Below are 24,611 nucleotides of genomic sequence, written 5' to 3'. Positions count from 1 at the left end.
TCATTTATGCACAAGAAGCTTTACCACGCTTTCAACTCATTCTAACCAAATGACAAGAAATTTCAGGTTTTTCCCGTTTAAAACAGGGGTGTTGGGATGATCATCGGCGCAAAGAGAGCGGCAGCGGAGGCAGGTGCCTCAACCGCACCTTTGGTCGTCCAGGTGGTCCGGCAATATCCGCCGGGTCGCGGCGGGCTGGAAGACGTGGTCTCAAGCCTCAGCCGACACTTGCTGAAGCGCGGCTTTCGAGTGCGGGTCGTCACGCTCGACCGGCTATTTTCCGATCCCGAAACGTCTTTGCCGGCGCGGGAAGTCGTCGATGGCGTCGAAGTGGTCAGGATCCCCTATCACGGCAGCAGCCGGTACCCCCTAGCGTTTTCCGTCTTCCGCCATCTTGGCGATGCCGATCTTATTCACGTTCATGGCGTCGACTTCTTCTTCGATGCGCTGGCCATCGGCCGCTTTCTGCACGGCGCGCCGATGATCGCGACCACCCATGGCGGCTTTTTCCATACGCGCAAATTTGCGGCGATCAAGAAGATCTGGTTCCAGACGCTCACCCGGTTTTCGGCCAGCGCCTACCGATCCGTGGTTTGTTGCAGCGCATCTGATCTGGAGACCTTCCGGACCATTGCGCCGAAACGCTCGGTGCTGATCGAGAACGGCGTAGACACCAGCAAATTCACCGGCATGGCCTCGCGCCAGCCGGTCAAGCGCATGCTGACGATCGGCCGTTTTTCGGTTAATAAGCGGCTCGAGCAATTGCTGCGGACGATGGCCGTGCTGGTTAAAAATGATCCGCAGTGGCGGCTCGATATCGCCGGCTCACCCTCGGACCTCTCGGCTGAAGATGTCCGTGGGCTCATTGCGACGCAGGGGCTCGCCGATCACGTCAGCCTGCATCTGCAACCCGACAATCAGCTGCTCGGTCGGTTGATGGAGAAGGCCTCGCTGTTCGTCTCCGCCTCCGATTACGAAGGCTTCGGCTTGGTCGCCGTCGAGGCGATGAGTGCCGGCTTGCTGCCTGTCCTGCACGAAAACGAGGCTTATCGCGCACTCGCCGCCCAGCATCCGGCCATTGAACTTGCCGATTTTTCCAATCCACCCGCTGCCGCGCAAGCCGTTGAGGCTGCCTTCGCCAAGCTCAGCGCCAGCGGCAACGATCTGCGCCGTGGCCTGATCGGTGAAGTCGGTCGTTATTCCTGGGAAGGCGTGGCGGATCGCTATATCGCGCTCTATCGCCGCGCGCTCCCTACGGCGCGTTCCTGTCGCCGAGAGGCGACCGCATGAGCGCGACCGCGTCCCGCCGTCAGGTTCTGATCGTAACCGGCCAGCATTTCGCCGATGCGCCCCGCAAGGTCGATCTGCATTTCATGGCCGATAGTCTCATCTCGCGCGGTGATCGGGTGGATTTCCTGGTCTGGCGGCTGAGCCCGATCAGCCGTTTCCTGAAGGATGGCCGCTACGCGTTTGCCAAGCAGCATGTGCTCAACCGCTGGCAGGATCTTGGCAGCAACCTCAGGCAGTTCATCTGGTTCCAGCTGTTTCATCCCATGAACCTGAAACGGTCATTTCTCAACCGTCTTGCCGATCCAATGTTCGCGCGCATTGGCGCATTCTTGCCCAATGCTGTGCGGCGGGACCTGGGCGCCTACAGCCATATTCTCGTCGAAAGCGGCCCGTCGCCACTGTTGACGCCTGTTCTTCGCCGCCATGCGCCCAAAGCGCAGATCGTCTATCACGCCGCCGACCGGCTCTCGACTATTGGCGTGCCGCCAGCCGCCGAGCGCATGCTCCTGGACAATCTCGGACTTTACGACCGGGTCCATATTCTCGCGCAGGCGCTGGCCTTGGATTTTCCGCCGGATGCGCCGCTTTTCTACCTGCCGCATGGTATCGACAAGGCGGCTTTCGACGCGGCTACTGACAACCCTTACCGTGATGGTAGATACGGTTCCGGCAAGCATGCCGTCAGCGTCGGAGATATGTTATTTGACGCCGATGCCATCGACGTCATGGCGGCAGCTAATCCCGATTGGACGTTTCATCTGTTCGGCGCCAAGGCGGAGCCGAGGCAGGCGCGGGCCAATATCGTCGCGCATGGGGAGCAGCCGTTCGGGCGGATCGTGCCCTTGATCAAATTCGCCGATCTCGGCATTGCACCCTACCGCGACGGCGCGCGAGCCGATTATCTCAGTCAATCCAGTTTGAAGATGATCCAGTACAGCTATTGCCGGTTGCCGATTGTTGCCCCGCAGTTTGCGGCCGCCGGTCGCGATCATGTCCTGGGTTACGATCCCGCCGATCCGGGATCGATCCGCGCAGCTTTTTTAAAAGCAGGCACCTACGATCGTAAGACGATCGCAACCGATGGTGTTCTAAGTTGGAACGAGACCGTCGATGCATTGTTTCCATAGCCGGTTCAAGGCTGCCAGTAATCGATGAACGCCACGGCAGGTGCCGGGAACAGAGTGAGTATAAAGGGTATGACTGATCAATGAGCAATGGAATCGTCGCAAATTCCGCCTTCAATGCGGCTGCAGGGCTTACCCTGTTGGCGACGGGTTTCCTGTGCTCTATCTTCACCGCCCGCATGCTTGGCCCTGAAGCCAATGGTATCATCGCCTTTTCAATCTGGCTCGCATCGACCGCGGCACTGGTCGCGGAGCTCGGCACCGGCGTGCTGCTGTTGCGTCTCTTGCCGCAGCTGAAAGGACAGGGCTTCGACGAGCGCGATCGCAAGGGCTTTGCAGCCTATCTGCTATGGCCGGTGATCGGCTCGACAGCGCTGTTTTTGACCTTCTATTTCCTGTTTTTCTGGGTGGCCGAAGCCAAACATTGGGCAGAAACGGCGCCGACCGTGCTTGTGGTGACGGCCATGCTGTTTGCCACCCAGGCTATCGGCATGTTTGCTAAGAATTATCTGATCGGCGAGCAGCGGGTCGATATCTTCTTCCGGATGACGTTGACCGCCGGCTTGTTGCAGCTGATTGGGGTTGTCGCTGGCACCTTGCTCTTCGGCGTGCCCGGTGCGCTGTTTGGCTATGTGCTGGCCTATATCTCACAATTCATGTTCGCGGTGGCGCTGTTGCGCCACAAGGTGAAGACCTGCGGCATCGGCTTCCGCTATCTCGTCAACTCCTCTTTCTTACTCTCGCTTGAATTCATGATCGACTCGATCTTTCTCAACCGGATCGAGCTGTTCTTCCTGCAGCGCTACCACGGGATCGAAACCGTTGGCTACTACGCGGTCGCATTCTCGCTGACCAATCTTGCCTTGCAGGTGCCCATCCAGCTGTCGGGCAGTCTCGTGCCGTATTATGCGGAACATCTGCATCGCGCCCCCGGCAAGCGGCTTCCAGTCGAGATGTTCGAAAGCGTCGTGCGCAGTCTTGCCTATTTCACCCTGCCGATGAGCCTTGGCCTGGCGGTGATTTCCCATCGGCTTGTGACGCTGGTGTTCGGGGATGCTTTTGCGCCCAGCGCCTCCATGTTGACGCTGCTTGCCCTGTCTGTGCCGGTTGCCGTTGCATGTCAGGTTGCGACACAATATTTGTTTGCTATCGACAAAATTCGGGAGCGTCTGTTCGTAGGGCTGGGCGGGGCCTTGATCATGCTGGCTGGGGATGTATTGCTCGTTCCTGCTTACGGCGGCGAGGGTGCGGCTTTTGTGCGAATTATCGTATTTACGGCTATGAGTCTGGCGATGCTGCGCTGGATGCGGTTCGAAGGTTCGCTGGCGCCATTGGGACGCAGCCTGTTGAAAGTGCTGCTGGCGTCGGGTTGTTGTGCCCTGGCGGCCTTGGCCGTGCAGGAGGTGGTACCCGGCATTCCCGGTCTGGCGTTGGCAATTGTTGGCGCAGCCGGTGTTTACGGGTTGGCGCTGCGCGTGTTGCGGGCGGTGCCGAAGGCGGATGTCAAGGTGATGGAAGGGTTCATTGCCCGGCTGCCAAGCTGGCTTGCCGCACCGCTTGATGCCGTGTTGCTGATGTTAACGGGAATACCGAAGGAAGCGGACTAGCGAAGCGGCAGGGTGCGCTAGTGCCTGTGGTTAACGTGAATGCCGGATAATTATCTCGAGGCCAACGACGGATCCGAGATTTATGGAAGCGCCATCTGGGAAAGGCCGAGAGGCAGGAAAGGGAAGGTGGATGGAAGCGATAACCGAGCGGATAGGCCCCGTGTCTGGCGAGCGACTTAAGTCGCGCCAGCGCGCCGTGGCCCAGCCGGTCAGCTTTGCCGGCACCTTCGGGCTTTTCCAGCCAGCCGAGGGGCCAAAGCCGACGGCGGTGCGCAAGTGTTCGGTGCTGTTTCTTCAGCCTTGGGGCTTTGAGGAAATGTGCACCCATAAGCTTTTCCGAATTATTGCAGAGGAACTAGCCTGCGAAGGCATTGCCAGCCTGCGCTTTGACTATCCCGGTACCGGCGATGCGCTGGACACGACAAGCTATGAGCAAGACCTGTCGCCCTGGCAGGAGACGATCAAAACGGCGGTGGACGTGCTTCGTCAAAAAACCGGCGGCCTACCGGTGATTTTGCTGGGGCATGGGCTTGGCGCTTCGCTGGGTGTCAGCCTCGCGGCCGAAATCGAAGATCTCGTGGGTCTGGTCGCAATGGCGCCTGTCGCGTCTGGTCGCGCTTATCTCAGGGAATTGCAGTTTTGGGCGCGGGTGATCGATGACGGTCTCGGCCTTGCCGAGCATTTGCGGCCAAGCGGCGTTACCGCCATCGCTGGTCATGTCCTGCCGGAGGCCAAGGCTGCGGCGCTGAAGAAAACCGATTTCGCGTCCGTGCAGCCGCATCGCTCGATTCCGCATCTCTTCGTCAACAGGGTCGACCGACCCGGCGACAGGCAGATGGCCGAGCAGATCGAGGCGAAAGGCGCCCGCGTCGAGATGATCGATTATCATGGTTATGACGCGCTGGTCGGCAATCCCGCCATGGCGCGGATGCCTATGGCGGCGGCGGAAAACGTCATCAGCTGGATTGTACGCCGTGCAGCAGCCCTTGGCGAACAGGTGCGGCTAGTGCCGGGCGAAGACGCGGACAACCGCGAGCGGGATGAGGCCGTGCTCGAACAAGCCGGCTTCCGCGAGACTGCCCTGCGGTTCGGTCGTGGCAAGCGGCTTTATGGCATCCTCTGCGAGCCTGCGGGAATACGGTTGGGGGCAAGTGTATTGCTGCTTAACACGGCCTATGACCGCAGCTCCGGATGGGGCCGTTCCGGAGTAGAGATGGCGCGGCGCCTGGCGGGCGAAGGCATTGCCTCGCTGCGCTTCGACGTGGCCAATGTCGGCGACAGTCCTCCGGTTCCTGATCTGCCGGACCAGGTTCTCTATGCCGAAACCCAATATGACGATGTCGAGGCGGCCCTTGCCGTGCTTGAAGAGCGGATGCTGCTGCCTTGCGTTGCAGCCGGGCGGTGCAGCGGCGGCTATCTCGCCTTTTCCTGCCTGATCAAGGACCACCGGATTGCCGGTGCCTGCCTTGCCAATCCCTTCGTGTTCTATTGGGATCCGAGACGGAAGGTGGAGGACAGCCTTGCCGTTGTGCCACGTTCGCTTGACACCTATACGCACCGGTTATTCCAGGTGCAGACCCTGCGGCGGATGATGCGCGGTGATGTCGACGTGAAAAATGCCGTGCGTAATTTCGCAATCGTTGGTGCTCGTCGGGCTCTCAACCGGCTTGGCCTCAGCCATGCCTTCAGCCGCGAAGCGCGGCTTGAACGCCGGGCGGTCCGCGTCGCTTTTACCGGGCTTGCCAAGCGCAAGACGCCGCTGGTCCTGCTTTATAGCGAGCACGATGTTGGGCTTGATCACGTCTATCAGCATTTCGGCTCTGATGGCGCAAAGCTGGCGCACTACCCTAATGTGACGATGGATATTCTCCCGGAGACCGATCACAATTTCTCGCCACCCGCTGCCCAGCAGCGCTATTTCGAGGAAATTTGCAATCTGGTGCGCTCGGTCGCGGCCGCGCGTTCGATCTTCCGGGGAACCTCAAAAGAGTAACGCTAAGAAGTCTTCAGATTGCATGAACCGGGTCTTTGGGCCGATCAGAAGCGGAAGCGTCTGGATGATGAGGCCGTCAGCACCTCGCCGCCGGGCTTGCTCGACGTGAGCAAGCGGATTTGCCTGGGAAAGCCGGGCGCCAGATGGAAGAAATCATCGGTGGCGCGGCCCTCATCCAGCGCAATATGCACCGATTGCGCCAGCCGATCGGCTTCAAGCTCCAGATACCAGCCCTTGTCGCCTTGCGCGACGGCGACCCTGATGTCCGCATCTTGCATAGCCCTGGCGCGGCCCTGGGGGAAATAAAAGGCCTGGCTGACAACCTCCCCGGTTTGCGGATCGCTCAACGTTGCTACCGTCACGTCATGGGCGGGCGGGCCGAAGCGGAAGGCATAGGTGGTGTCGAAGAAGGCGCCGAACAGGTCCGTGGCTTGCAGGCTGGTGTGTGAGCTGCCCGCAAGGGCGACCGCGCGCTGCGCTGCCACAACCGGCGTTTTGCCGTCGCGCAGACAGCTGAGGTCGAGGGTCAGGGTTCGCTCGTCCGCGCTATCATTGCAGAGATGGATGTCGAGCCCGTTGGTGCCCTCATCGGTCATGGCGACGCGGATCGGGTTGAAGGCGCGGCGTGCAGCATACCAGACCGGTTTTGGCTCTCCCGTCGCATCGACCAGCCCCCAGCCAGGGCCAACAGCGAGGTCCTGAAAGGTCCAGACCAGCGCGCCATGGCAGGATGAGCCGGGACGACGCCATTCGGCAAAAGTTTCTTCCAGAACTTCGCACGTCACCGCCCGCGACAGGTGCAGGTAACGGGTTGGGTCCTCGCGGCGCAGCCGGGCGGGGTCGAGATCGTAGAGGAGGGCGAGGTAGTGGTCGCGGATATCCTCGAAATCCCAGGAAGCGCCCCGGTCGCGTGGCACGCGGGCTTTCCAGCGCGGGTCATGGACCGGCGGCACGGTCAGATGCTTGTCCAGCACCGACTGTTGCGGCACATGGGCAAAGGCCAAGCACTCGGCCGCAAAGCGGACGCCTGCGCGGCGTGCATCTTCGAGCGGCCGGCAATAGGCGCCGACGCCATAGTAATGGGTGACACCGGTATTCGGCGCAAAGGGCATCGCACCGCCCATCGGCGAATTCTCGACATAGGGCAGGGTAGGTGCAAAGCGGGCGCAGAGTTCGGGCAGGAGGCTGGTGAACAGCGGACCTTTCCAGGCGGTCTCGGCCAAGCCCAGCATGGCACCCTGCTGATAGACCTCACTGCCGCCGCAGAGGATGGCGAGCGATGGCGAGGCCTGATTGGCTGTCAGGAATTGCTCGATTTCGCGGCTGAGATGGTTGGTAAAGGCCTCGTCGCTGGCCGGGTAGTCGAAATTGGCGAGGATTACATCCTGCCAGACCATCAGCCCCAGCCGGTCGCAGAGCCTGAAGAAATCGGCGCTTTCATAGGTCATGGTGCCGCCGATGCGGATCATGTTCATGCCCGCATTGGCCGCAAGCGTCAGCCAGGGCGCGTAATCCTCGGCCGAGCCGGGCAGGCTGACGATGTCGGCATTGGTCCAGACGGCACCCCGGCAGAAAATCGGCGTGCCGTTGACGATAACCGAGAAATCCCGGCCATCGGTGCCAGTATTGATGCGGATGCGGCGAAAGCCGGTGAGGCCGAGCGAATAGGATTTCCCATCCAGCGTCAGGCGCACGTCGTGCAGAACAGGTTTTCCATGGGTGCGTGGCCACCATGGCGCCACGCCTGGAATGGTGAGGCGGCCCTTCACCCGGCCGTCTGCGCCCGGTGTGAGGTCGAGGCTTTGACCAGCGCAGCTGAGAGTAACTTGGGAAACGACGGTGCCGAGGCTAAAGGCAATGTCCAAAAGGCCGGTGCCGTCCTCCTCGAGATCGGCGCGCAGACGAAGATCTGCAATGGCGACCGCACCAGGGCGGATCAGGCTGATGGGCCGGTAGGGACCGACGGCATGGATGTCGGGGCACCAGCCGGGCATGTGGCCCAGTGGCGTCGTCCGCACCAGCCGCAGGCCCTGCGAGGTCATCATCTGCGGCCGCCAGCGTGCGCGGGGACCCCGTTTGTCCAGATGGGGCTGAAGGGCGCGAAAGCAGATCGTCAACTGTTCCGTGCCATCAAGGTTCACGGCCACGTCATGGCTTTCGAACATGCTGTCGGAGCTCAGGATCAGCGTATCGTTGAGATACACCTCGGCGACGGTTGCCAGTCCTTCGAACCTGATCACGGCGGGTCCCGGCTTTTCGCCGGTCAGGGGACGCAGATACCAGACATCCTTGCCATGCAATGGTGTCGGCTTTTCCGGATCGAACAGCCCGGCCTTGGTCAGCGCTTCTGCTGTGGTGCCGGGAACGGGGGCGTGAATGCGGGCGCTGGCGCGATGCAGGCTTTTCGGGCTGTCATAGGTGTCTGGTTCCGTCACCAGCAAGGTCCAGCCGGCTTCGAGCGGGCGGATATCGGCATCGAGATAGGTGATCATCGGCCCTTGGCTCCTTCCGACGGTGCTGGTCGTCGATTGCTTGATTGCCGTTTGTCTTTTCGGGAAAACCGGTAACCACTTTTCCCTGACAAACTCTATTCAATCTTTGACGAAAGCCCCGCCATCAGCCTGTCCCAAGCGTCGATAGCGGGATCGATCGCGGTTTTCAACGGCTCGAATTTCTTGCGTGTGACGGCGCGGGCCAGTTGGAACTGCACGGTCTTCGCCAGTTCCGACAGGCGCAGTGCCTGGGCGATCTCGTCGCCAAAGCGTTTATCGCCGCCAAGCCACAGGAGATGGCTGGCGAGGAGCTCGAAATTCGCTCCGAACTGGCGAAGCGTGTTGAAGGCGTATTTGTGGAAGTAGCTGAAATCCCGCTCCGCCACCGCCTCCACCTGCTGCGGAAACACGTTGGCAAATCCCGCGAACGGATTTTCGCTCGGGCGGCGGGCAAAATGGAAGCGCAGCAGCCGCTCGGCCGTGCCGCGCAGATGGTTATCTTCTACCCGCTCAGCCGGGAACTTCGCAAACTCGGTATAGGGCAGGAAGGGCGGCCAGCCGTCAGGCGCGTTGTGCTGGAACAGCCCGTCGAAATCCGCACCGTCGAGCGAAAAGAAGCCGCCATTGTGGAAATAGTCCATCCGGCGGTTTTCGAGATCGAGGCTGTTGATGCCGACGGTGGTCTTGCCATGCTCTTGGCGATAGCCGACGCCACGGGTGTCGGGCATGTAGAAACTGTCCATTTCCACAAGGCAGAGGCGGCCGCGGGCAATCTGCTCACGGATATGGGCTTCGACGCTGTCGAAGATCGCCAGTTCCGTGACCTTGATCCCGTAGAGCGCTTCCAGATCCTCCAGCGGCACCTTGAAGAAGGTGAACTGGTCGCCCTCGAAATCCTGGGTCAGGGTAAAACCAAGCATGGCTTCGGGTGCTATGCCGAGCGCCGAGAGCACTTCGATCCACAGATCGACATAGCAATTGGTTTCCGGCCACATCCGTTCCGCTGCATGCAGGGCATGCGGCGTGTAGGCCGACGGATCGAGCGGCAGAACGCTTTGTACGGTCATCACCTGACGATCAGCCCCAGAGCGCCTTGCGCACCTTTTCCGGCCAGGCCTTCACGTCGAGGCCGTGGTGGTGGAACAGCGCCAGCGCGATGCGCTCCAGGCCAAAACCGACGCAGGCCGTGTGCGCCACGGAGCCGTCTTCGAGGTTCAGGCCCCATTTGGTGCCAAACGCATCCTGATGATAGTTGAAGCTCATGCACGCCGTAGGCTTGGCGACGGAGGTGATCGGGATCAGCAGTTCGAATTTCAGGTTCTGGTCGCGCTGATTGTTGGCCAGCATCTTGCCGGCGCGGCCGAAGAACGGATCATTGGCAATGTCGATTTCGACGGGAAGACCGACCTCTTCCATCATCTTCAAACCGCGATCCATCCAGCTCTGGCGGAAATCGGTGACATGCTTTTCCGTGCCCATGCAGACATATTCGCGCATGCGAAACAGCTGCTGGCGGGCAGGATCGGTCGAAGGTTCATGGCGGAAGCAATAGGATTGCAGGTCGAACAGGGCGCCGGAATTGGCAATCGGGCCGCGCTTGGCAACCGTCGGATAGAGCGGGTAGCAGGCTGCCGGCGTCAGAACGATATCGGTTGCCCTCTGCTCCTTGGTCCAGTCTTCGTCGGCATCCATGCATTTCAGCAGGCTGACATGGTCAAGCTCGTTGCCACAGAAACTGTGAACGGTGCCGGCCAGCTGCGGGAAGCTCTTCATATAGCCGCTGGTTTCGAAATAGGCGCGGTTCATGCCCGGCGGAAAGCGCAGGGCTTCGGCGCCATCGCCACCACCGACCCGGTCGATCAGCCGTTCGAAGGAAGCAATAACCTCTTCGAACTGGCCGCTGCGGCCATAAAGACCTTCGACGCCGGTATCGATCAGCAGGCCGGCATCGAACAGCCGGTCGAGAAAATTGGTTTGCGTGTCCATGGTCTACCCCAGCAGCCGTGTATCGAGTTTGTGAACCAGCAACATCGTCGAGGTGTTGCCGAGAATGCGGTCGTTGGAAATCATCAGCCGGGCCGAATGCGCGTCGCGCAGGTGGCGGCCGAGGCTGTAGGGCGTGCCATTCTTGTAGCCCATGATGCCGCAGATCAGCATAGCCTGGTTGATGATGTCGATGATCGTCTCTGAGGAGGCGAGTTTGACATTGTTCATCGTTACCGAGAAGCCAAAGGAAGACAGCTTGTCGCCATCATGCTTGGCATCCTCATAGGCTTTCAGTGCCGCCACCACGTTGGAGCGGACCAGTTGCAGCTGATTGGCGGTTTCCGCCAGACGTAGGGCGCCGGGCGGCATCTGACCCTGGCTCTTGCGAGCAGCGGCGCGCACGAAACTCTGCGCGCGGGCCACGGCATCGACGGCGATACCGTACCAGACACCGCTCCACAGGATATGGGAGGCAGCCAGCATCGACTGGGCGGCAATTTCAGCAAAAGGCTTTGGCAGGATCTGGGTGGTCGGCGCCTGACCCTTGAAGAGAAAACCGTCGGAGCGGGTGCCGCGCATGCCCAGCGTATCCCAGTCCACGGTCTTTTCCAGGCTGTATTGGCCCTTGAGGAAAACAGTCATCACCTGATCGGAGGGAGCGGCGTCCTTGTGGGCGCGCGACGTGATCAGGATGGCATCGGCTTGCGACCCATAGGAAATGACAGTGGCGTCTTTTTCCAGTCGGCAGATATCGCCGTCGACTTCGATAGCGCAGATCGAATTGCGCAGATTGCCGCCAATACCGCCTTCCGTCGTGGCCGAGCCGAGCAGCAATTGTTCGCTCGCGACCCTGGCCATGAAGTCGCGCTGCCAGGCATTGCCCTCGGCATGTTCGACAAGGCTCGAGCACTTGATGTGATGCATGGCAAAGATCATCGCGCTCGACGCGCAGGCCTGGCTAAGTGTGGTGCAAATCTCGGCGATGGCCGCAAAGCCGGCACCTTCACCACCGAATTCGACCGGGATCTGCATTCCGAGCAGCCGCTCGACCTTCAGGGCATCGACGGCCTCGCGCGGAAAACGGCCGGCACGGTCGACATCGTCGGCATGTTGGGCTGCGATAGCGGCAACCCTGGCGGCGCGGGCTGCGAAATCTTCTGGCTCAACGCGCCGGTTTTCGGTCGGCTGCGTGGTTTCTCGGGTCTGGGTGGCCGTGAGGGTCATCAGGCGACCTTCCGATCCTCCAGGATCTGGCGCACCGTGCGTTCGATGGCCTCGATGCTGGCAAAGGATTTACGATTGAGGAGATGATCGGGAAATTCGAGATCGAAGGCTTCCTCGATGCCCAGCATCAGCTGTACCGATGCGAAAGACGACAATCCAAGAGCGTAAAGGTCGGCATCGGCAGCAATTCCCGCCGCATCGACGGGCAGACCGCCCACTTTGCCTAGAATGGTCCGAATGGTCTCGTTCATCTCAACCCCCTCACAGGAAATGTGCTTGTTTCGGAGCCTTGGAGTAAACCAGAAATCGTAAGATTAGGCTAATATCATTCTTTGAATTCTACTGGTTCTGTATGAGATTCTGACAGTGGCGACGGAAATTCAATAGTTTAGTGAGGCCTCGCTTCGAGGTCTCGTGTGCGGCAACCGGCCTTTTTTGGTCTTAATACCGCTGTTGCAATCCAAGGCAGGATGTAACCGGCTTTAGTCTCAATAAGCGTGGATGTGGCCTTTGAAGTCGGTAACGCGATGCCTGTCGCCATCACGCTCGATCATTGCGGCTGCAATCGGTGCCTTGCCATGGCCGCCTGGGATATCCAGTACGTAGGTCGGCTGACAGAGACCGGAAAGCCGGCCGTGCAGGGCCGCGGCGATGGCCTGTCCCTCTGTAATGCTCAGCCTGAAGTGGCCGGTGCCCGGTGCAAGATCCGGGTGATGCAGGTAGTAAGGCCGGATGCGCAACTCGACAAAGGTCCGCATCAACTCGGCAAGGATAGCGGCATCGTCGTTGACGCCCTTCAGCAGCACCGTCTGGCTCACCAGCGCGATGCCGGCCGCATGCAATCGGTCGATCGCTGCCCTGGCATCTCCAGTCAATTCGCGCGGATGGTTGGCGTGAATGGCGACATAGGTCGTCTTGCCGCTGGCTTGCAGGGCGTCGACCAGTTCCGCCGTTACCCGTGCCGGGTCGGCAACCGGCACCCGTGTGTGGAACCTGACGATCCTGACGTGTTCCATCGTGGCCAGGCGTTCCAGTATCGAGCGGAACCGGCGAGGCGACAGAACCAGTGGGTCGCCGCCGGTGAAGATCACTTCCCAGATTTCGGAATTGTCGTTGATATAGGCAAGTGCCGCTTCGAGCGCTTCGCCAGCCAGAGTGCCGTCGCCGTCAGGGCCGACCATTTCGCGGCGGAAGCAGAAGCGGCAATAGACCGGGCAGCTATGCACGGCCTTCAGCAGCACGCGGTCCGGGTAGCGGTGGACAATGCCCTCGACGGGGCTATGGGCGTGATCACCGATCGGATCGGCCCGCTCTTCGGGCCGCTGCACCAGTTCCTCCGCTGTCGGCACGAATTGGGCGGCGATGGGGTCATTGGGATCGTCGTGGTCGATCAGCACCTGCATGGCAGGGGTGATGGCGATGGCATAGCGCTGGGCGACGGCTTCGAGATCAGCGACGGCGTTGGGTGCGACAAGGCCGGTCTCGATCAACTCGGCCACACTCTTCAGCGTTTTGCCGGAGGCACTCACGAGTTCGGCTCCGCCACCGGCGTCCACAGAACCTGATCGATGCGCTGAGCACCAGTGGCGAGCAGAACCAGGCGGTCGAAGCCGAGCGCGATGCCTGAGGCTTGAGGCATGATTTCAAGCGCTGCCAAAAAATCCTCGTCCAGCGGGTAGGTCTCGCCATAGACGCGCTGCTTTTCAGCCATCTCCATCAGAAAGCGGCGGCGCTGCTCCTGCGGATCGGTGAGTTCGCCAAAGCCATTGGCGAGTTCAACGCCGCAGGCGTAAAGCTCGAAGCGTTCGGCAACGCGCGGATCATCTACGGCAGGCCGGGCGAGCGCGGCTTCGGCGACCGGATAGCGATCGAGGATGGTGGGGCGCTCGAAGCCAAGATGGAGCTCGACTTTTTCGACGATCACCCGGCTGAACAGATCGGCCCAGGTGTCGTCATCGGCAACGCGGATCCCGGTCCGGCGCAGTTCGGCGGCCAGATGGTCGCGGTCGGTCTCGCCATTGGCGGATGTGCTGCCCAGAAGGTCGATGCCGGCATGGCGCTCGAAGGCATCGGCGACGCTCAGCCGTTCGAACGGCGCGAAGGGATCGCAGACCCCACCGTTGAAGGCGAACTGTCTTGTACCTGCCGTTTCGGCAGCGAGCGCGAGAAGGGCTGCACAATCCTCCATCAGTCGCTCGTAATCCTCACCCGCACGATACCATTCGAGCATGGTGAATTCGGGGTGATGCAGCGGCCCGCGCTCGCGGTTGCGATAGACATGGGCAAAACAGGCAAGCCTCGGCTCGCCGGCGGCCAGCAGTTTCTTACAGGCGAATTCCGGCGAGGTGTGCAGGTAAAGCGGAAAGGGCTGGCCGTCATTGCCAATGGCCGTCGTGGCGAAGGCGTGCAGATGCGCCTCGTTGCCGGGGGAAACCTGCAAGGCAGCCGTGTCGACTTCGAGGAAGTCGTGGCGGCTGAAATAGAGCCGAAGCGCTGCCTGGATGGCGTTGCGGCCGATCAGGAAGGGGCGGCGATCGGCATGCACCCTTGGCGTCCACCAGGGAGAGGCGGAGAGGCGCTGTTCGGTCTTTCCTGTCATTCCGTCTCTTCTTTCGGCTGTTGCGGCGATTCCGCTGCAACACGGGCTGGCTATTTGGGCAAATTTGGGTTAGGTGCGCCCCATGAAAAGCCACAGCATGTCAAAAGGCCGCCGGCCGTCCTTTACGACGTGTGTTTGAGAGATACAAGGAATTCCGAATGGTCAAGGTCATCGCCTCTTCGGTCCGCAAGGGCAATGTTCTCGAAGTCGACGGCAAGCTTTATGTCGTTCTCACCGCGCAGAACTTCCATCCCGGCAAGGGCACGCCTGTTACCCAGATCGACATGCGCCGCATCGTCGACGGCGTGAAGGTGTCGGAGCGCTGGCGCACGACCGAGCAGGTCGAGCGCGCTTTCGTGGAAGACGTCAATCATCAGTTCCTCTACGAGGACGGTGAAGGCTTCCACTTCATGAACCCTGAAAACTACGACCAGATCGTCGTCGACGTCGATACGATGGGCGATCAGAAGTCCTATCTTCAGGAAGGCATGACCTGCATCATCGCCATGCATGAAGGTGTGGCACTGTCCATCGAACTGCCACGTCACGTCACGCTTGAGATCACCGAGACGGAGCCGGTCGTCAAGGGCCAGACTGCGTCCTCGTCCTACAAGCCGGCCATTCTGTCCAATGGTATCCGCACCCTGGTGCCGCCGCATATCAATGCCGGTACCCGCGTGGTGATTGCTACCGAAGACAATTCCTATGTCGAGCGTGCCAAGGACTGATCCGGTCCGTCTCACTGAGAACAGCGTGCCGAATTAAAAATCCGCATGATGCTCTGAATTGCTGTTTTGGTGTCGACCATATCGCAAAACCGGTTCCCGCTTTTCGGCCGGTACTGTGAAAGTAATAAGGCCCAGGTTCCCTGAACAAGCCGAGATGTTGGAGATCCAACTTTCTCAGGCGGTTCCGGGAACCTGGGCCTTTTTTGTTTGTTTGGCGCGAGTTCGCTTTGTTCAAACCGCGAGTTCGCTTTGTTCAAACAAGGTGAACAAAGCAATGCGGCCATCTCGGACAATCGGGGCTGGGACGGACGAAATGAATGACGAGTAGGATGCCTTGTTCTTCCCGTCTGGCGGACCAAACAAAAAAGCCCGGCGATATCGAAATCACCGGGCTTTTTTAATAGAAGGAGTAGGACTTACTTCTTGGCGAGGCTCGGCGGGATGTCGGCCGGCTTGACCTTGGCTTCGACCTGCTGGGCGGTGCCATTGAAGTTATAGCCGCCGCCGATCGCGACGTTCAACGTCACATAGTCGTTTGCCATCTGCTGGATCGACGTTGCGAGGCTTGCCTGCGCGTCGGTCAGCGAGCGCTGTGCATCGAGAACGTCGAGCAGCGAGGAAGCGCCGTCCTTGTAGGATGCGGTCGAAAGTTCGAGTGCTTCCTTATAGGACTTCACATAGGCGCGGTTGGCGGCAACGGCACGGGCGTCGCGGTTATAGGCGGCGAGTGCGCTTTCAACGTCTTCGACGCCGTTCAGCACGGTCTGCTTCCACAGCAGATACTTCTCACGAGCCACCGACTGCGCATTCTTGACGTTGGCGCGCAGGGTGCCACCATCGAAAATTGGCAGGTTCAGCGAAGGGCCGAAGGACCATGTATTTGAAGTGCCATGGCTGCTGGAATGGACGTAGGACGGAGAAATCGAGCCGCTCAGCGTGATCGAAGGCAGGAGCTTGGCCTGTGCATTGCCAATATCATAGACGGCAGACGCCAGGTTCCGCTCCGCAGCCCGGATGTCCGGACGATTGCGGATCAGGTCTGCCGGAATGCCCGAGATGACCTTGTGGCGGGCGACCGGCTGCGGCGCGCTCTTTTTCAGGTCGTTGATCAGCGTCGAGGCCGGCATGCCGAGCAGCGTCGAGATGTGATAGGCGTTGCTGTAGAAGCTGGCTTCGAAGCCGGGGATGTCGGCGAGCGTCGAATTCACCAGACCTTCGGACTGAACGACATCGAGACGCGAGGCCGCACCGGCTTCAAGCTGAAGCTTGGTGAGCGACAGCGTTTCGCGGCGCGACCGGACGGCTTCGTTGGCGATAGCAATACGGGCCTGGTAATAACGTGCGTCGATATAGGCGGTCGCCAGGTCCGAGAGGTAGGTCAGGCGAGCAGTGTCGACACTGGCAAAGGCTGAATCAAGCGAGGCCTTGGCGCTCTGCTTGGCACGGCGGTATTCGCCCCAGAGGTCGAGCAGCCAGGAAGCTGATAGTTCGCCCTTCGAATCCCAGCTGCGCGGCTGCGAATTGAAGCCGCCGTTGGTCTGGCTGCCGGTCTCGCTGGCAGTGCCCGTCAGGCTTGGAAGGCCGCCGGCTGCCGAGGTGACAACCGAGGCGCGGGCCTGTTCGATGCGCTCCAGTGCCTGCAGAATGTCGAGGTTCTGGTTGATGCCCATGTTGATCAGCTTGTTCAGCCGAGTGTCATTAAAGGCTGTCCACCACTGAACGCTCGTCACATCCTGGTCAGACTTGGTGCCGCCTTCGTTGAATTTCGCAGGAAGCGCCGTTTGTGGTGGGCTGTGCTCGGGCCCGAACACGCAACCCGAAAGAAACAGCATTGCAAGGGGCGCAGCTAAGCGTACGGAGACCATCTATTCTATCCCTGTTTCCTGTCCGAAGGCGCGCCGACCAAAAGATGGTCGCGACCGCCACAATCCCGAAAATGCCGCGCTCTTTGCAGAGCACGGCAATTATTTTTTAACCTATCGATTCTGCTGCTCAAGTAATAGCTCTTCTTTCGCTTTTGCACGGTTTGAAGCCCGTCTGACAATGACAAAGAAGGACGGTACGAAGAAAATTCCGAGCAGTGTTGCAGAAAGCATACCACCGAGAACGCCGATACCGATGGCATTCTGGGCGGCCGAACCAGCGCCGGTGGCAATTGCAAGCGGTACGACGCCAAGAATGAAGGCAAGCGACGTCATGACAATCGGCCGCAGACGCAGCTTTGCCGCTTCCAAGGTCGCTTCAAGAAGGCTTAAGCCATGTTCCTGGCGCTCCTTGGCGAATTCGACAATCAGGATGGCATTTTTGGCTGCCAGACCGATTGTTGTGAGCAGGCCAACCTTGAAATAGACGTCGTTTGCCTGGCCCAGAAGATTGGCCGCCGCTACAGCGCCAAGCACGCCGATCGGCACGGCCATGATCACCGAGAAGGGGATCGACCAGCTTTCATAGAGCGCCGACAGGCAGAGGAAGACGATCAACACAGACAGGGCATAAAGCAGCGGGGCTTGCGAACCGGAGAGCCGCTCCTGGTAGGAGATGCCCTGCCAGGCCACGCTATATCCGCCATCCATCTGCGAAACCAGCCGTTCGACCTCGTCCATCGCTGCGCCCGAGCTGATGCCCGGCGCCGATGAGCCTTCCATCGAAAACGCGGTAACGGCATTGAAGGCCGAAATCGACGGAAGCCCGTTCACCCATTTCGCCTCGGTGAAGGAGGAGAAGGGCACCATTTCATTGTTGGAATTGCGGGCATTCCAGTACTTGATGTCTTCGGCCTGCATGCGATAGGGCGCATCTGCCTGAACGTAGACCTTTTTAATCTTATTGTTCAGCGTGAAGTCGTTCACCCGGCTGCCGGCGAATATCGTCGTCAGCATCGAATTGGCGTCTGCAATGCCGACGCCCATCGCACTCAGCTTTTCCTGGTCGAGCACGAGTTTGACCTGGCTTTCCTCATCGCGGTCGTTTGGACGCATGGCGGTGACGATGCCGGTGCTATTGGCCTGGGCCAGCAACTGCTTTGCGGCAATCGACAGGGCTTGCGATCCGTGATTGCCACTATCGACCAGATACATCGAGAAGCCGCTGGAATTGCCCATGCCTTGAATGGCTGGCGGTAGAATCGGGAAAACCTGTGCTTCACGAATGGTGAAGAAATAGCCCATCGCGCGCTGGACGATCGCGCCCGCCGCCATCTTGGGCTCCTTGCGCAGGTCGAAATCCTTCAGCTTGGCGAAGACGAGACCGTAGTTCTGGCCTGAGCCGTTAAAGCTGAAGCCATTGACCGCAAAGACCGAGTCGATGACGTTTGTTTCCTTGTCGAGGTAGTAATCCTCTACCTTGTTGATCACTTTGGCGGTTTGGGCAGCCGTCGCACCGTTTGGCAGCTGGATGATCGTCATCAGCACGCCCTGGTCTTCCTGTGGCAGGAAGGAGGAGGGCAAGCGCAGGAACAGCCAGGCGCAGCCGCCGACCAGGATCGCAAAAATCACCAGAACGCGCAGTGGACGCTTCAGCAGGTTTGTGACCGACCATACATAGCCATTGGTCGTGCGGTCGAAATTGCGGTTGAACCAAGCGCCAGGGCCAGTCTTCTTCTTGTGGTCCTTGTCAACAGGCTTCAGCATCGTAGCGCAAAGCGCCGGGGTCAGCACGATGGCGACCACCGCTGACAGGAGCATGGCCGAGACGATGGTGACCGAAAACTGCCGATAGATGATGCCGGTTGATCCGCCGAAAAACGCCATTGGGATGAAAACGGCGGTCAGCACGAGAGCGATGCCGACGATGGCGCCGGTAATTTCGCCCATGGACTTTTCTGTCGCCTCCAGCGGCGGCAAGCCTTCGTCCGTCATGATGCGTTCGACGTTTTCGACAACCACGATAGCATCGTCGACGAGCAGACCGATCGCAAGCACCATGGCGAACATGGTCAGCGTATTGATCGAATAGCCTGTGAGCGCCAATATCCCGAATGTGCCGAGCAGAACCACGGGCACGGCGATCATTGGGATGAAGGTCGCCCTTAGATTTTGCAGGAAGATCAACAGTACGAAGAAGACCAGTACGATCGCCTCGATCAGCGTGTGCACGACCTTTTCGATCGATAGCGATACGAAGGGTGTCGTGTCATAGGGATAGATGATGCTGACATTCTTTGGGAGCGCAGGCGCGATCTGAGCGAGCTTCCCCTTGACGCGGGCGGCCGTATCAAGCGCATTGGCGCCGGTCGCCAGATTGACAGCGAAGCCGGACGCGGCCTGGCGATTGGAACGCGAACTCGATGTATAGCTTTCCTGGCCAATTTCGACACGGGCAACATCGCTAAGTCGCACTGCAGCGCCGCTGGTGTCGACTTTCAAAATGATGCGCTCGAAATCCGGAACCGTCGTGAGCTGGCTCTGAGCCGTCATGGTGACGTTAAGCTCTTGGCCTTCCACGGACGGCAGTCCGCCGACCGAACCAACGGAAACCTGGGTGTTCTGCGCTTCGATCGCTGATGTGACATCAGCTGGAGTCAGCTGAAATTTCTGCAGCTTGAACGGGTCGAGCCAGACGCGCATGGCGAAAGCTGAACCGAAGGCGTTGATATTGCCTACGCCTTCAATGCGCTTCACCTGGTCTTCGATCTGGGTCGAGAAGATATCGCCGAGATCGGCCGAGGTGCGCGTGCCATCCGTCGACACGAGGGCGCCGACCAGAAGGATACTGGAGGTGGATTTCGTGACCTGGATGCCGAGATTCTGCACGACCTGCGGCAATTGCGAGGTCACCAGCTGCAGTTTGTTCTGAACCTGCACCTGTGCGATATCGGAATTGACGCTGTTGTCGAACGTCAGCGAGATCGAGGATGAGCCCGATGTGGATGAGGAGGTCATATAAGTCAGGCCGTCGAGACCGGTCATACCGTCCTCGATGATCTGGGTAACCGTCTTCTTGACCGTATCGGCGCTGGCGCCGGTATAGGTGGCGCTGATGCGCACTGAAGGCGGAGCGATTTCTGGATATTGCGAGATCGACAGGCTGGTAATGGCCAGGCCGCCGCCGAGCATGATCACGATCGCGATCACCCAGGCAAAGATCGGACGCCGTATGAAGAATCTTGCCATGACTTAACCTCTGATCACGATGTTTCCGTAGATGTGCTTTGACATCATGATTTCGGAGCGTCCGGTGCAGTCTTTGCAGGTGTTGGCGTGACCACGAAACCCTTGGAATCCACTTCCGACGGGACGGGCTTGACCGTGGCGTTGTCGGTGATCCACTGGAAGCCGTCGAGGATCAACTGGTCGCCGTCCTTCACGCCGTCGTTGACCAGCCAGCTATTTCCGGACAGCTTGCTGCTGCGGAAGGTGCGCGTCTCCACCTTGCTGTCCGCATTGACGAATTTTGCGGTCAGGTCGCCGTTGGCGTTGCGGCTCGCGGCCCGCTGCGGAATGAGATAACCCTCTTCCTCGCCGACGGTGATCGTTGCGCGGACATACATGCCCGGCAAGATAAGGTTGTCGGGGTTCTCGAAAAGGGTCCGGATCGAAACCGTCCCGGTCGTGGTGCTGACGGCCATTTCCGACATGTCGATTTTGCCGACATGCGTATATTCCGTGCCGTCTTCCATTGTCAGGCGAATATCCGTCGTGTCGGCGTCGCTTCCGCGTTTGCGGTTGCCATCGGCAATGGCCGTGCGCAAACGCAGCAGGTTCACGCTCGACTCGTTCAAGGTGATATAGATCGGGTTGATCTTGCGCAGCGTCATCAACGATTCGGTCTGGCTTGCGGTCACGACGTTACCGATGGAGTAGTTGGTAGCGGAAGTCACGCCATCGAACGGTGCCTTGACCTCTGTCAGGTCGAGGTTGATCTGCGCCGTCTGCAGGGCAGCGCGCGATTCAGAAACGGCGGCCTTGGCCTGCAGCAAAGTGGTCTGTGCGTCTTCAAATTCTTTTTGTGAAGCGCCGGTATTGGCCAGCCGCTCGTAGCGCTGCAGATTGGCCTGGGCCGCAGGCACGCTTGCCTCGGATTTCTCGAGGGTTGCCTTGGCCTCGTCCACGGCGGCTCTGTAGGTGTCCTCATCTATCTTGTATAGCAGGTCACCGGCCTTGACGAAGTTGCCTTCCTTGAAGGCAATGTCCTTGATGATGCCGCCGACCCGCGGACGGATGTCGGCAGACTGGAATGCTTCGGCACGACCCGACAGAACCGTCGTCAGCGGAGCAGAACTTTTCTTTATCGCGAGAACGCTAACCGGGCTTGGGGGCTTTGCCCCGCCGGCACCACCGGGTGCGCCCGCCTGCTTCTTTCCATCATCGCTGCATCCGGCAAGCGCAATCGCTGCGACAAGAAGAATGGATGACAGTTTCAAATGTCCGGCCATGCGCTGATCCCAATTTCGGAGGTACACGTGATCTCACGATCCCCGTAGAACGGGTTAATCACAAGATGCTAAAATTTTATACCACAACCTTTATATCGGAGTTTTCTGGGCAATGGGGCGCAAAAAACCAGAGTGGTTTAAAAAAACGACTGACGTGACGTAGGTTAACAAACGTCACTTTGCAAGCGGATTTTGCAGTGCGGTCGTGACGAGACCGATGAGGTCGCGGCAACGGCCCTGCAGAATTTCAGGCTTTTCGCGGGTTACCGACAGCGGATTTATAACCCCTTCCATCGCTGTCGCGACGACGGATGCGGTGTATTCCGGGTCGCGTACGAAGAAGATGCCGCTTGCCACACCTTCGCGGATTATACCTTCGATGATCGTGCAAACTCTATCCCGGTAGAGGTCGCGGGCGACAAGCTCGAGATCGGTGCTGAAGACAATCATCTCGAAGAGATGCGGGTTGTCGCGAAAATCCTGAAACAGCCGCTTCAGTAGATGCGCGGCCATTTGCTGAAGTTTTTCCTGAGGACAGGAAAACAGTTCCAGATCGGCCAGTCCCACCATCATCTGCTCGAGATGCATGGCGGCGATTGCGTCGACCAATGCAGTCTTCGAGTGAAAGTGCTTGAACACGTTGGCCGGAGACATTTCCAGTTCTTCGGCGATATCCGCCATTGCCACCTGCTGATAGCCGCGCTGACGAAACAACGCTTCCGCGGCCATCAAGATCTCTTGGCGGGTTTCGACAGCGGGCCGCCGCGACCGGCGCGGGCGACATGTCAGCCTCTTGCTGCCATTGCTTCCCGATGATTTTCCGATTGGTTTGGACGCCGCCATGGTCGTCAGCGCCGCTCGAGATAGGAAAAAAGATTGCTCCTGACGCGATCGAGCGGTGTTTCGCCGGACAGGTCTGCTTCGAAAGTTCGGCCGGTGATGGCTTCATAGGCCTGGATATATACTTTGGACGTTGCCTCCACGAGATCCTGCGGGATCTCTGGAATAGCGTCCTTATAAGGGTCGCAGCGCTCGGCCACCCAGGCACGGACGAAATCCTTGTCGAAACTTGCCGGGCGCGTGCCCGCAGCAAAGGCCTCTTCGTAGCTATCGGCAATCCAGTATCGGCTGCTGTCCGGCGTATGGATTTCGTCGGCGAGAATAATCGTGCCGTTTTCGTCGGTGCCGAATTCATATTTCGTATCGACCAGGATCAGGCCACGCTCTGCAGCCTTCTGCTGTCCTCGGGCGAAAAGAGCCAGCGCATAGTGCGAGAGTTGCTGCCATTGCTCCGGCGTCAGCAAGCCCTTTTCTATAATGTCAGCAGGCGTCAGAGGCTCGTCATGGCCCCCATCGAACTCCTTGCTGGTCGGGGTGATGATCGCCTGCGGCAGTTTTTCATTGTCGCGCATGCCGTCGGGCAGGGTCATGCCATACATGCTGCGCTCGCCCTTCTTATAGAGAGTGAGGATCGACGTGCCGGTCGTGCCGGCGAGATAGCCGCGGACGACGATCTCAACAGGCAGGATCGACAGTCGCTTGCCGACAACGATGGCGGGGTCCGGATAAGCGATTACGTGATTTGGGCAGATATCGGCAGTCTGTTCGAACCAGTAACGGGCAGTCTGGGTGAGAACCTCACCCTTGAAGGGAATGCAGGCGAGAATGCGGTCGAAGGCACTCAGCCGATCGGTCGAGATGATGATGCGGCGGCCGTCTGGTAGGTCGTAGTTTTCCCTGACCTTGCCGCGATAATAATTGGGAAGCTCTGGAAAAACAGCTTCTGTCAAAATTCGCATGGCTCGGCCCCTTTTATGTCACTGCTTACGTCACTGGCATGTCCCAGACCGATCATACCGTTCCGGCAGGATCGACACTTCATGATGCACCCTGACGCGCTACCCCATCGGGGCAGGATTTTCAAAGAAAAAAGCGCGCGGCTTATCGCACGTGCGCTTTTCCCTGGATCTTAACCTGCGCCGAACTCAGGCAAAGGTCAAACGATGCACCTCCGTAAGGCGCCCCGTGAGCCTTTGCGCCCCGAGCCGCTTGATGCCAAGCACCACACCATAGGTAATGCAGGCCTCCACAAGAAAGACCGGCGCATAGGCCAATACCCACCGAGCCCAATCGGAGAAGGCCAGACCGTCATTCGAGATCGATAGCCAGAAGCCGACCATCATAGACACGCCCATATAATAGGTAGCGTCTAGCCGAAGGACGCGTGCCAGATTGAGCCGCTCATTGATGATGGTCGAAAACAGCCTTCTCCCAAACGTTAGATGGACGACCAGCATTGGCAGCATCAAAGAGAGCGCGTTGACGCCAAGATGAAGGATATCGCCCGGCTCAAACAAGAAAGCCTGCAGCACCAGGCCTAAGGCGAACCCCAGCATAGCAGGCGTAAAGCCGAACAGGAGATAGATTGTGGTCGCGCCAATCAGGTGCAGCTCCGATGGGCCGACCGGCAGATGCCAGATCTGCATCATGGCCGAGAAGGCCACTGCCGCCAGTACCGCCTTTGGCAACACCAGGGGGTGCCGGATAAGAGATGGCAGTTGAGTGGCAATGAGCGATAGGGCGGCGGCGTTGGCAAGCGCCACCCGCGCCGGATCGATAATACCGACTTCTATATGCATGAGATAATGTCCTTTTATCCGCGCCCTCCGCGCGGGAATCCGTGGGAGCCGCATTTACGGCGTGAACACTGGCAGGTCTCCTGGCTCACGGGTCGAAGCTTTGTCCGCCTTATCGGCGCCTAGGCCAATGGCATGATGGACATTGCTCACCGTTCACAGTTGCGGGGGCAGCTACGGTCTCGGTCCCGCTGGGGTCGTCCTCACCGTATTCCCTTTTCATCTGCTCGCGTTTCTCGCGCTTGCAGAACCAATGCGGCCCTACTTTAGCGAGAAAAAACGAGGGTCGTCCATATAATAGCCGGTTCCAACAGCGCATCTCCACCGTTTTGCCGCACCCAGTGGCGCTGAGGGGGAGGGTGGTCACGCCTTCGCCAGCCTTTCCAGCCTGTAAAGATCCTGGGAAAACGACGAGCCAGTGAAAAATCCGTTTGATTATGGTTTGTTTTCAGTCTCTTATTCGAAAAATGATTCTCGGCGCAAAAATGGGTTTGACATGATGAGGGTGTGGGCTTAGAACCCGGCTCCAGAAGACGAGGGCGGCGGCGCTGCTAGCGGC

The 24,611-nt window shown here is 59.4% G+C and carries 18 protein-coding genes and 1 riboswitch; of the genes, 5 read left to right on the top strand and 13 right to left on the bottom strand.

Annotation, left to right across the window (positions count from 1 at the left end; translation table 11 throughout):
• Positions 1 to 96 precede the first annotated feature (96 nt).
• From BJF91_RS00655 to BJF91_RS00640, 4 genes are all read left to right on the top strand, one after another.
• The gene (locus BJF91_RS00655) at positions 97 to 1,290 is read left to right on the top strand and encodes a glycosyltransferase family 4 protein (protein ID WP_075612564.1); all 1,194 of its coding nucleotides are present in this window, start codon (positions 97 to 99) and stop codon (positions 1,288 to 1,290) included.
• Positions 1,287 to 2,417, top strand: a complete 1,131-nt coding sequence (locus BJF91_RS00650; RefSeq protein WP_075612563.1) for a GumK N-terminal domain-containing glycosyltransferase — start codon at positions 1,287 to 1,289, stop codon at positions 2,415 to 2,417. The genes BJF91_RS00655 and BJF91_RS00650 overlap by 4 nt, the downstream gene beginning before the upstream one ends.
• An 80-nt stretch (positions 2,418 to 2,497) precedes the next feature.
• Positions 2,498 to 4,021, top strand: coding sequence for an oligosaccharide flippase family protein (locus BJF91_RS00645; RefSeq protein WP_075612562.1), 1,524 nt, complete (start codon positions 2,498 to 2,500; stop codon positions 4,019 to 4,021).
• Positions 4,022 to 4,151: 130 nt separating this feature from the next.
• A complete protein-coding gene (locus BJF91_RS00640) occupies positions 4,152 to 6,014 on the top strand; it encodes an alpha/beta fold hydrolase (RefSeq protein ID WP_075612561.1) in 1,863 nt (620 codons plus the stop codon).
• Positions 6,015 to 6,058: 44 nt separating this feature from the next.
• On the opposite strand, the gene BJF91_RS00635 is transcribed toward BJF91_RS00640, so the two are convergent.
• The 7 genes from BJF91_RS00635 to epmA form a co-directional block, all read right to left on the bottom strand.
• On the bottom strand, positions 6,059 to 8,506 hold the full coding sequence (locus tag BJF91_RS00635) for a glycoside hydrolase family 2 protein (RefSeq protein WP_075612560.1): 2,448 nt from the start codon (positions 8,504 to 8,506) through the stop codon (positions 6,059 to 6,061).
• Between the two features lie 95 nt (positions 8,507 to 8,601).
• A complete protein-coding gene (locus tag BJF91_RS00630; RefSeq protein ID WP_075612639.1) occupies positions 8,602 to 9,573 on the bottom strand; it encodes a DUF1839 family protein in 972 nt (323 codons plus the stop codon).
• Positions 9,574 to 9,583: 10 nt separating this feature from the next.
• Positions 9,584 to 10,492 carry an amino acid--[acyl-carrier-protein] ligase gene (locus BJF91_RS00625; RefSeq protein ID WP_075612559.1) on the bottom strand — a complete coding sequence of 303 codons (909 nt, stop codon included), beginning with the start codon at positions 10,490 to 10,492 and terminating at the stop codon, positions 9,584 to 9,586.
• 3 nt (positions 10,493 to 10,495) lie between these two features.
• Positions 10,496 to 11,716 (bottom strand): acyl-CoA dehydrogenase family protein, encoded by a 1,221-nt coding sequence (locus tag BJF91_RS00620; protein ID WP_075612558.1) that lies wholly within the window; start codon positions 11,714 to 11,716, stop codon positions 10,496 to 10,498.
• Complete coding sequence (locus BJF91_RS00615; protein ID WP_075612557.1) at positions 11,716 to 11,967, bottom strand: acyl carrier protein; 252 nt, start codon at positions 11,965 to 11,967, stop codon at positions 11,716 to 11,718. The genes BJF91_RS00620 and BJF91_RS00615 overlap by 1 nt, the downstream gene beginning before the upstream one ends.
• 237 nt (positions 11,968 to 12,204) lie before the next feature.
• Positions 12,205 to 13,245: a lysine-2,3-aminomutase-like protein gene (locus BJF91_RS00610; RefSeq protein ID WP_075612638.1), complete on the bottom strand. Its 1,041-nt coding sequence runs from the start codon at positions 13,243 to 13,245 to the stop codon at positions 12,205 to 12,207.
• On the bottom strand, positions 13,242 to 14,315 hold the full coding sequence (gene epmA, locus BJF91_RS00605; RefSeq protein ID WP_075612556.1) for an EF-P lysine aminoacylase EpmA: 1,074 nt from the start codon (positions 14,313 to 14,315) through the stop codon (positions 13,242 to 13,244). The genes BJF91_RS00610 and epmA overlap by 4 nt, the downstream gene beginning before the upstream one ends.
• Before the next feature lie 158 nt (positions 14,316 to 14,473).
• Here epmA and efp point away from each other — a divergent pair, with 158 nt between their 5' ends.
• On the top strand, positions 14,474 to 15,043 hold the full coding sequence (gene efp / locus BJF91_RS00600; RefSeq protein WP_075612555.1) for an elongation factor P: 570 nt from the start codon (positions 14,474 to 14,476) through the stop codon (positions 15,041 to 15,043).
• Between the two features lie 416 nt (positions 15,044 to 15,459).
• Here efp and BJF91_RS00595 read toward each other — a convergent pair whose 3' ends face one another.
• The 6 genes from BJF91_RS00595 to BJF91_RS00570 form a co-directional block, all read right to left on the bottom strand.
• Positions 15,460 to 16,908, bottom strand: coding sequence for an efflux transporter outer membrane subunit (locus tag BJF91_RS00595; protein WP_075612554.1), 1,449 nt, complete (start codon positions 16,906 to 16,908; stop codon positions 15,460 to 15,462).
• Positions 16,909 to 17,019: 111 nt separating this feature from the next.
• A complete protein-coding gene (locus BJF91_RS00590; RefSeq protein ID WP_075612553.1) occupies positions 17,020 to 20,154 on the bottom strand; it encodes an efflux RND transporter permease subunit in 3,135 nt (1,044 codons plus the stop codon).
• Positions 20,155 to 20,198: 44 nt separating this feature from the next.
• Positions 20,199 to 21,416, bottom strand: coding sequence for an efflux RND transporter periplasmic adaptor subunit (locus BJF91_RS00585; RefSeq protein WP_075612552.1), 1,218 nt, complete (start codon positions 21,414 to 21,416; stop codon positions 20,199 to 20,201).
• A gap of 174 nt (positions 21,417 to 21,590) precedes the next feature.
• Entirely contained in the window at positions 21,591 to 22,145 is a 555-nt protein-coding gene (locus BJF91_RS00580) for a TetR/AcrR family transcriptional regulator (protein ID WP_075612637.1), read from the bottom strand.
• 119 nt (positions 22,146 to 22,264) lie between these two features.
• A complete protein-coding gene (locus tag BJF91_RS00575) occupies positions 22,265 to 23,215 on the bottom strand; it encodes a phosphoribosylaminoimidazolesuccinocarboxamide synthase (RefSeq protein ID WP_075612551.1) in 951 nt (316 codons plus the stop codon).
• Between the two features lie 186 nt (positions 23,216 to 23,401).
• Complete coding sequence (locus BJF91_RS00570; RefSeq protein ID WP_075612550.1) at positions 23,402 to 24,055, bottom strand: energy-coupling factor ABC transporter permease; 654 nt, start codon at positions 24,053 to 24,055, stop codon at positions 23,402 to 23,404.
• A 53-nt stretch (positions 24,056 to 24,108) separates the two neighbouring features.
• Positions 24,109 to 24,322: riboswitch (cobalamin riboswitch) on the bottom strand.
• Between the last annotated feature and the right edge of the window lie 289 nt (positions 24,323 to 24,611).

This window comes from Gillisella taibaishanensis, from assembly GCF_001938985.1.
GTDB classification, from domain to species: Bacteria; Pseudomonadota; Alphaproteobacteria; order Rhizobiales; family Rhizobiaceae; genus Allorhizobium; species Allorhizobium taibaishanense.
The sequence above is the reverse complement of the archived record's forward strand: the minus strand, read 5'-3'. Positions and strand labels throughout refer to the sequence as shown.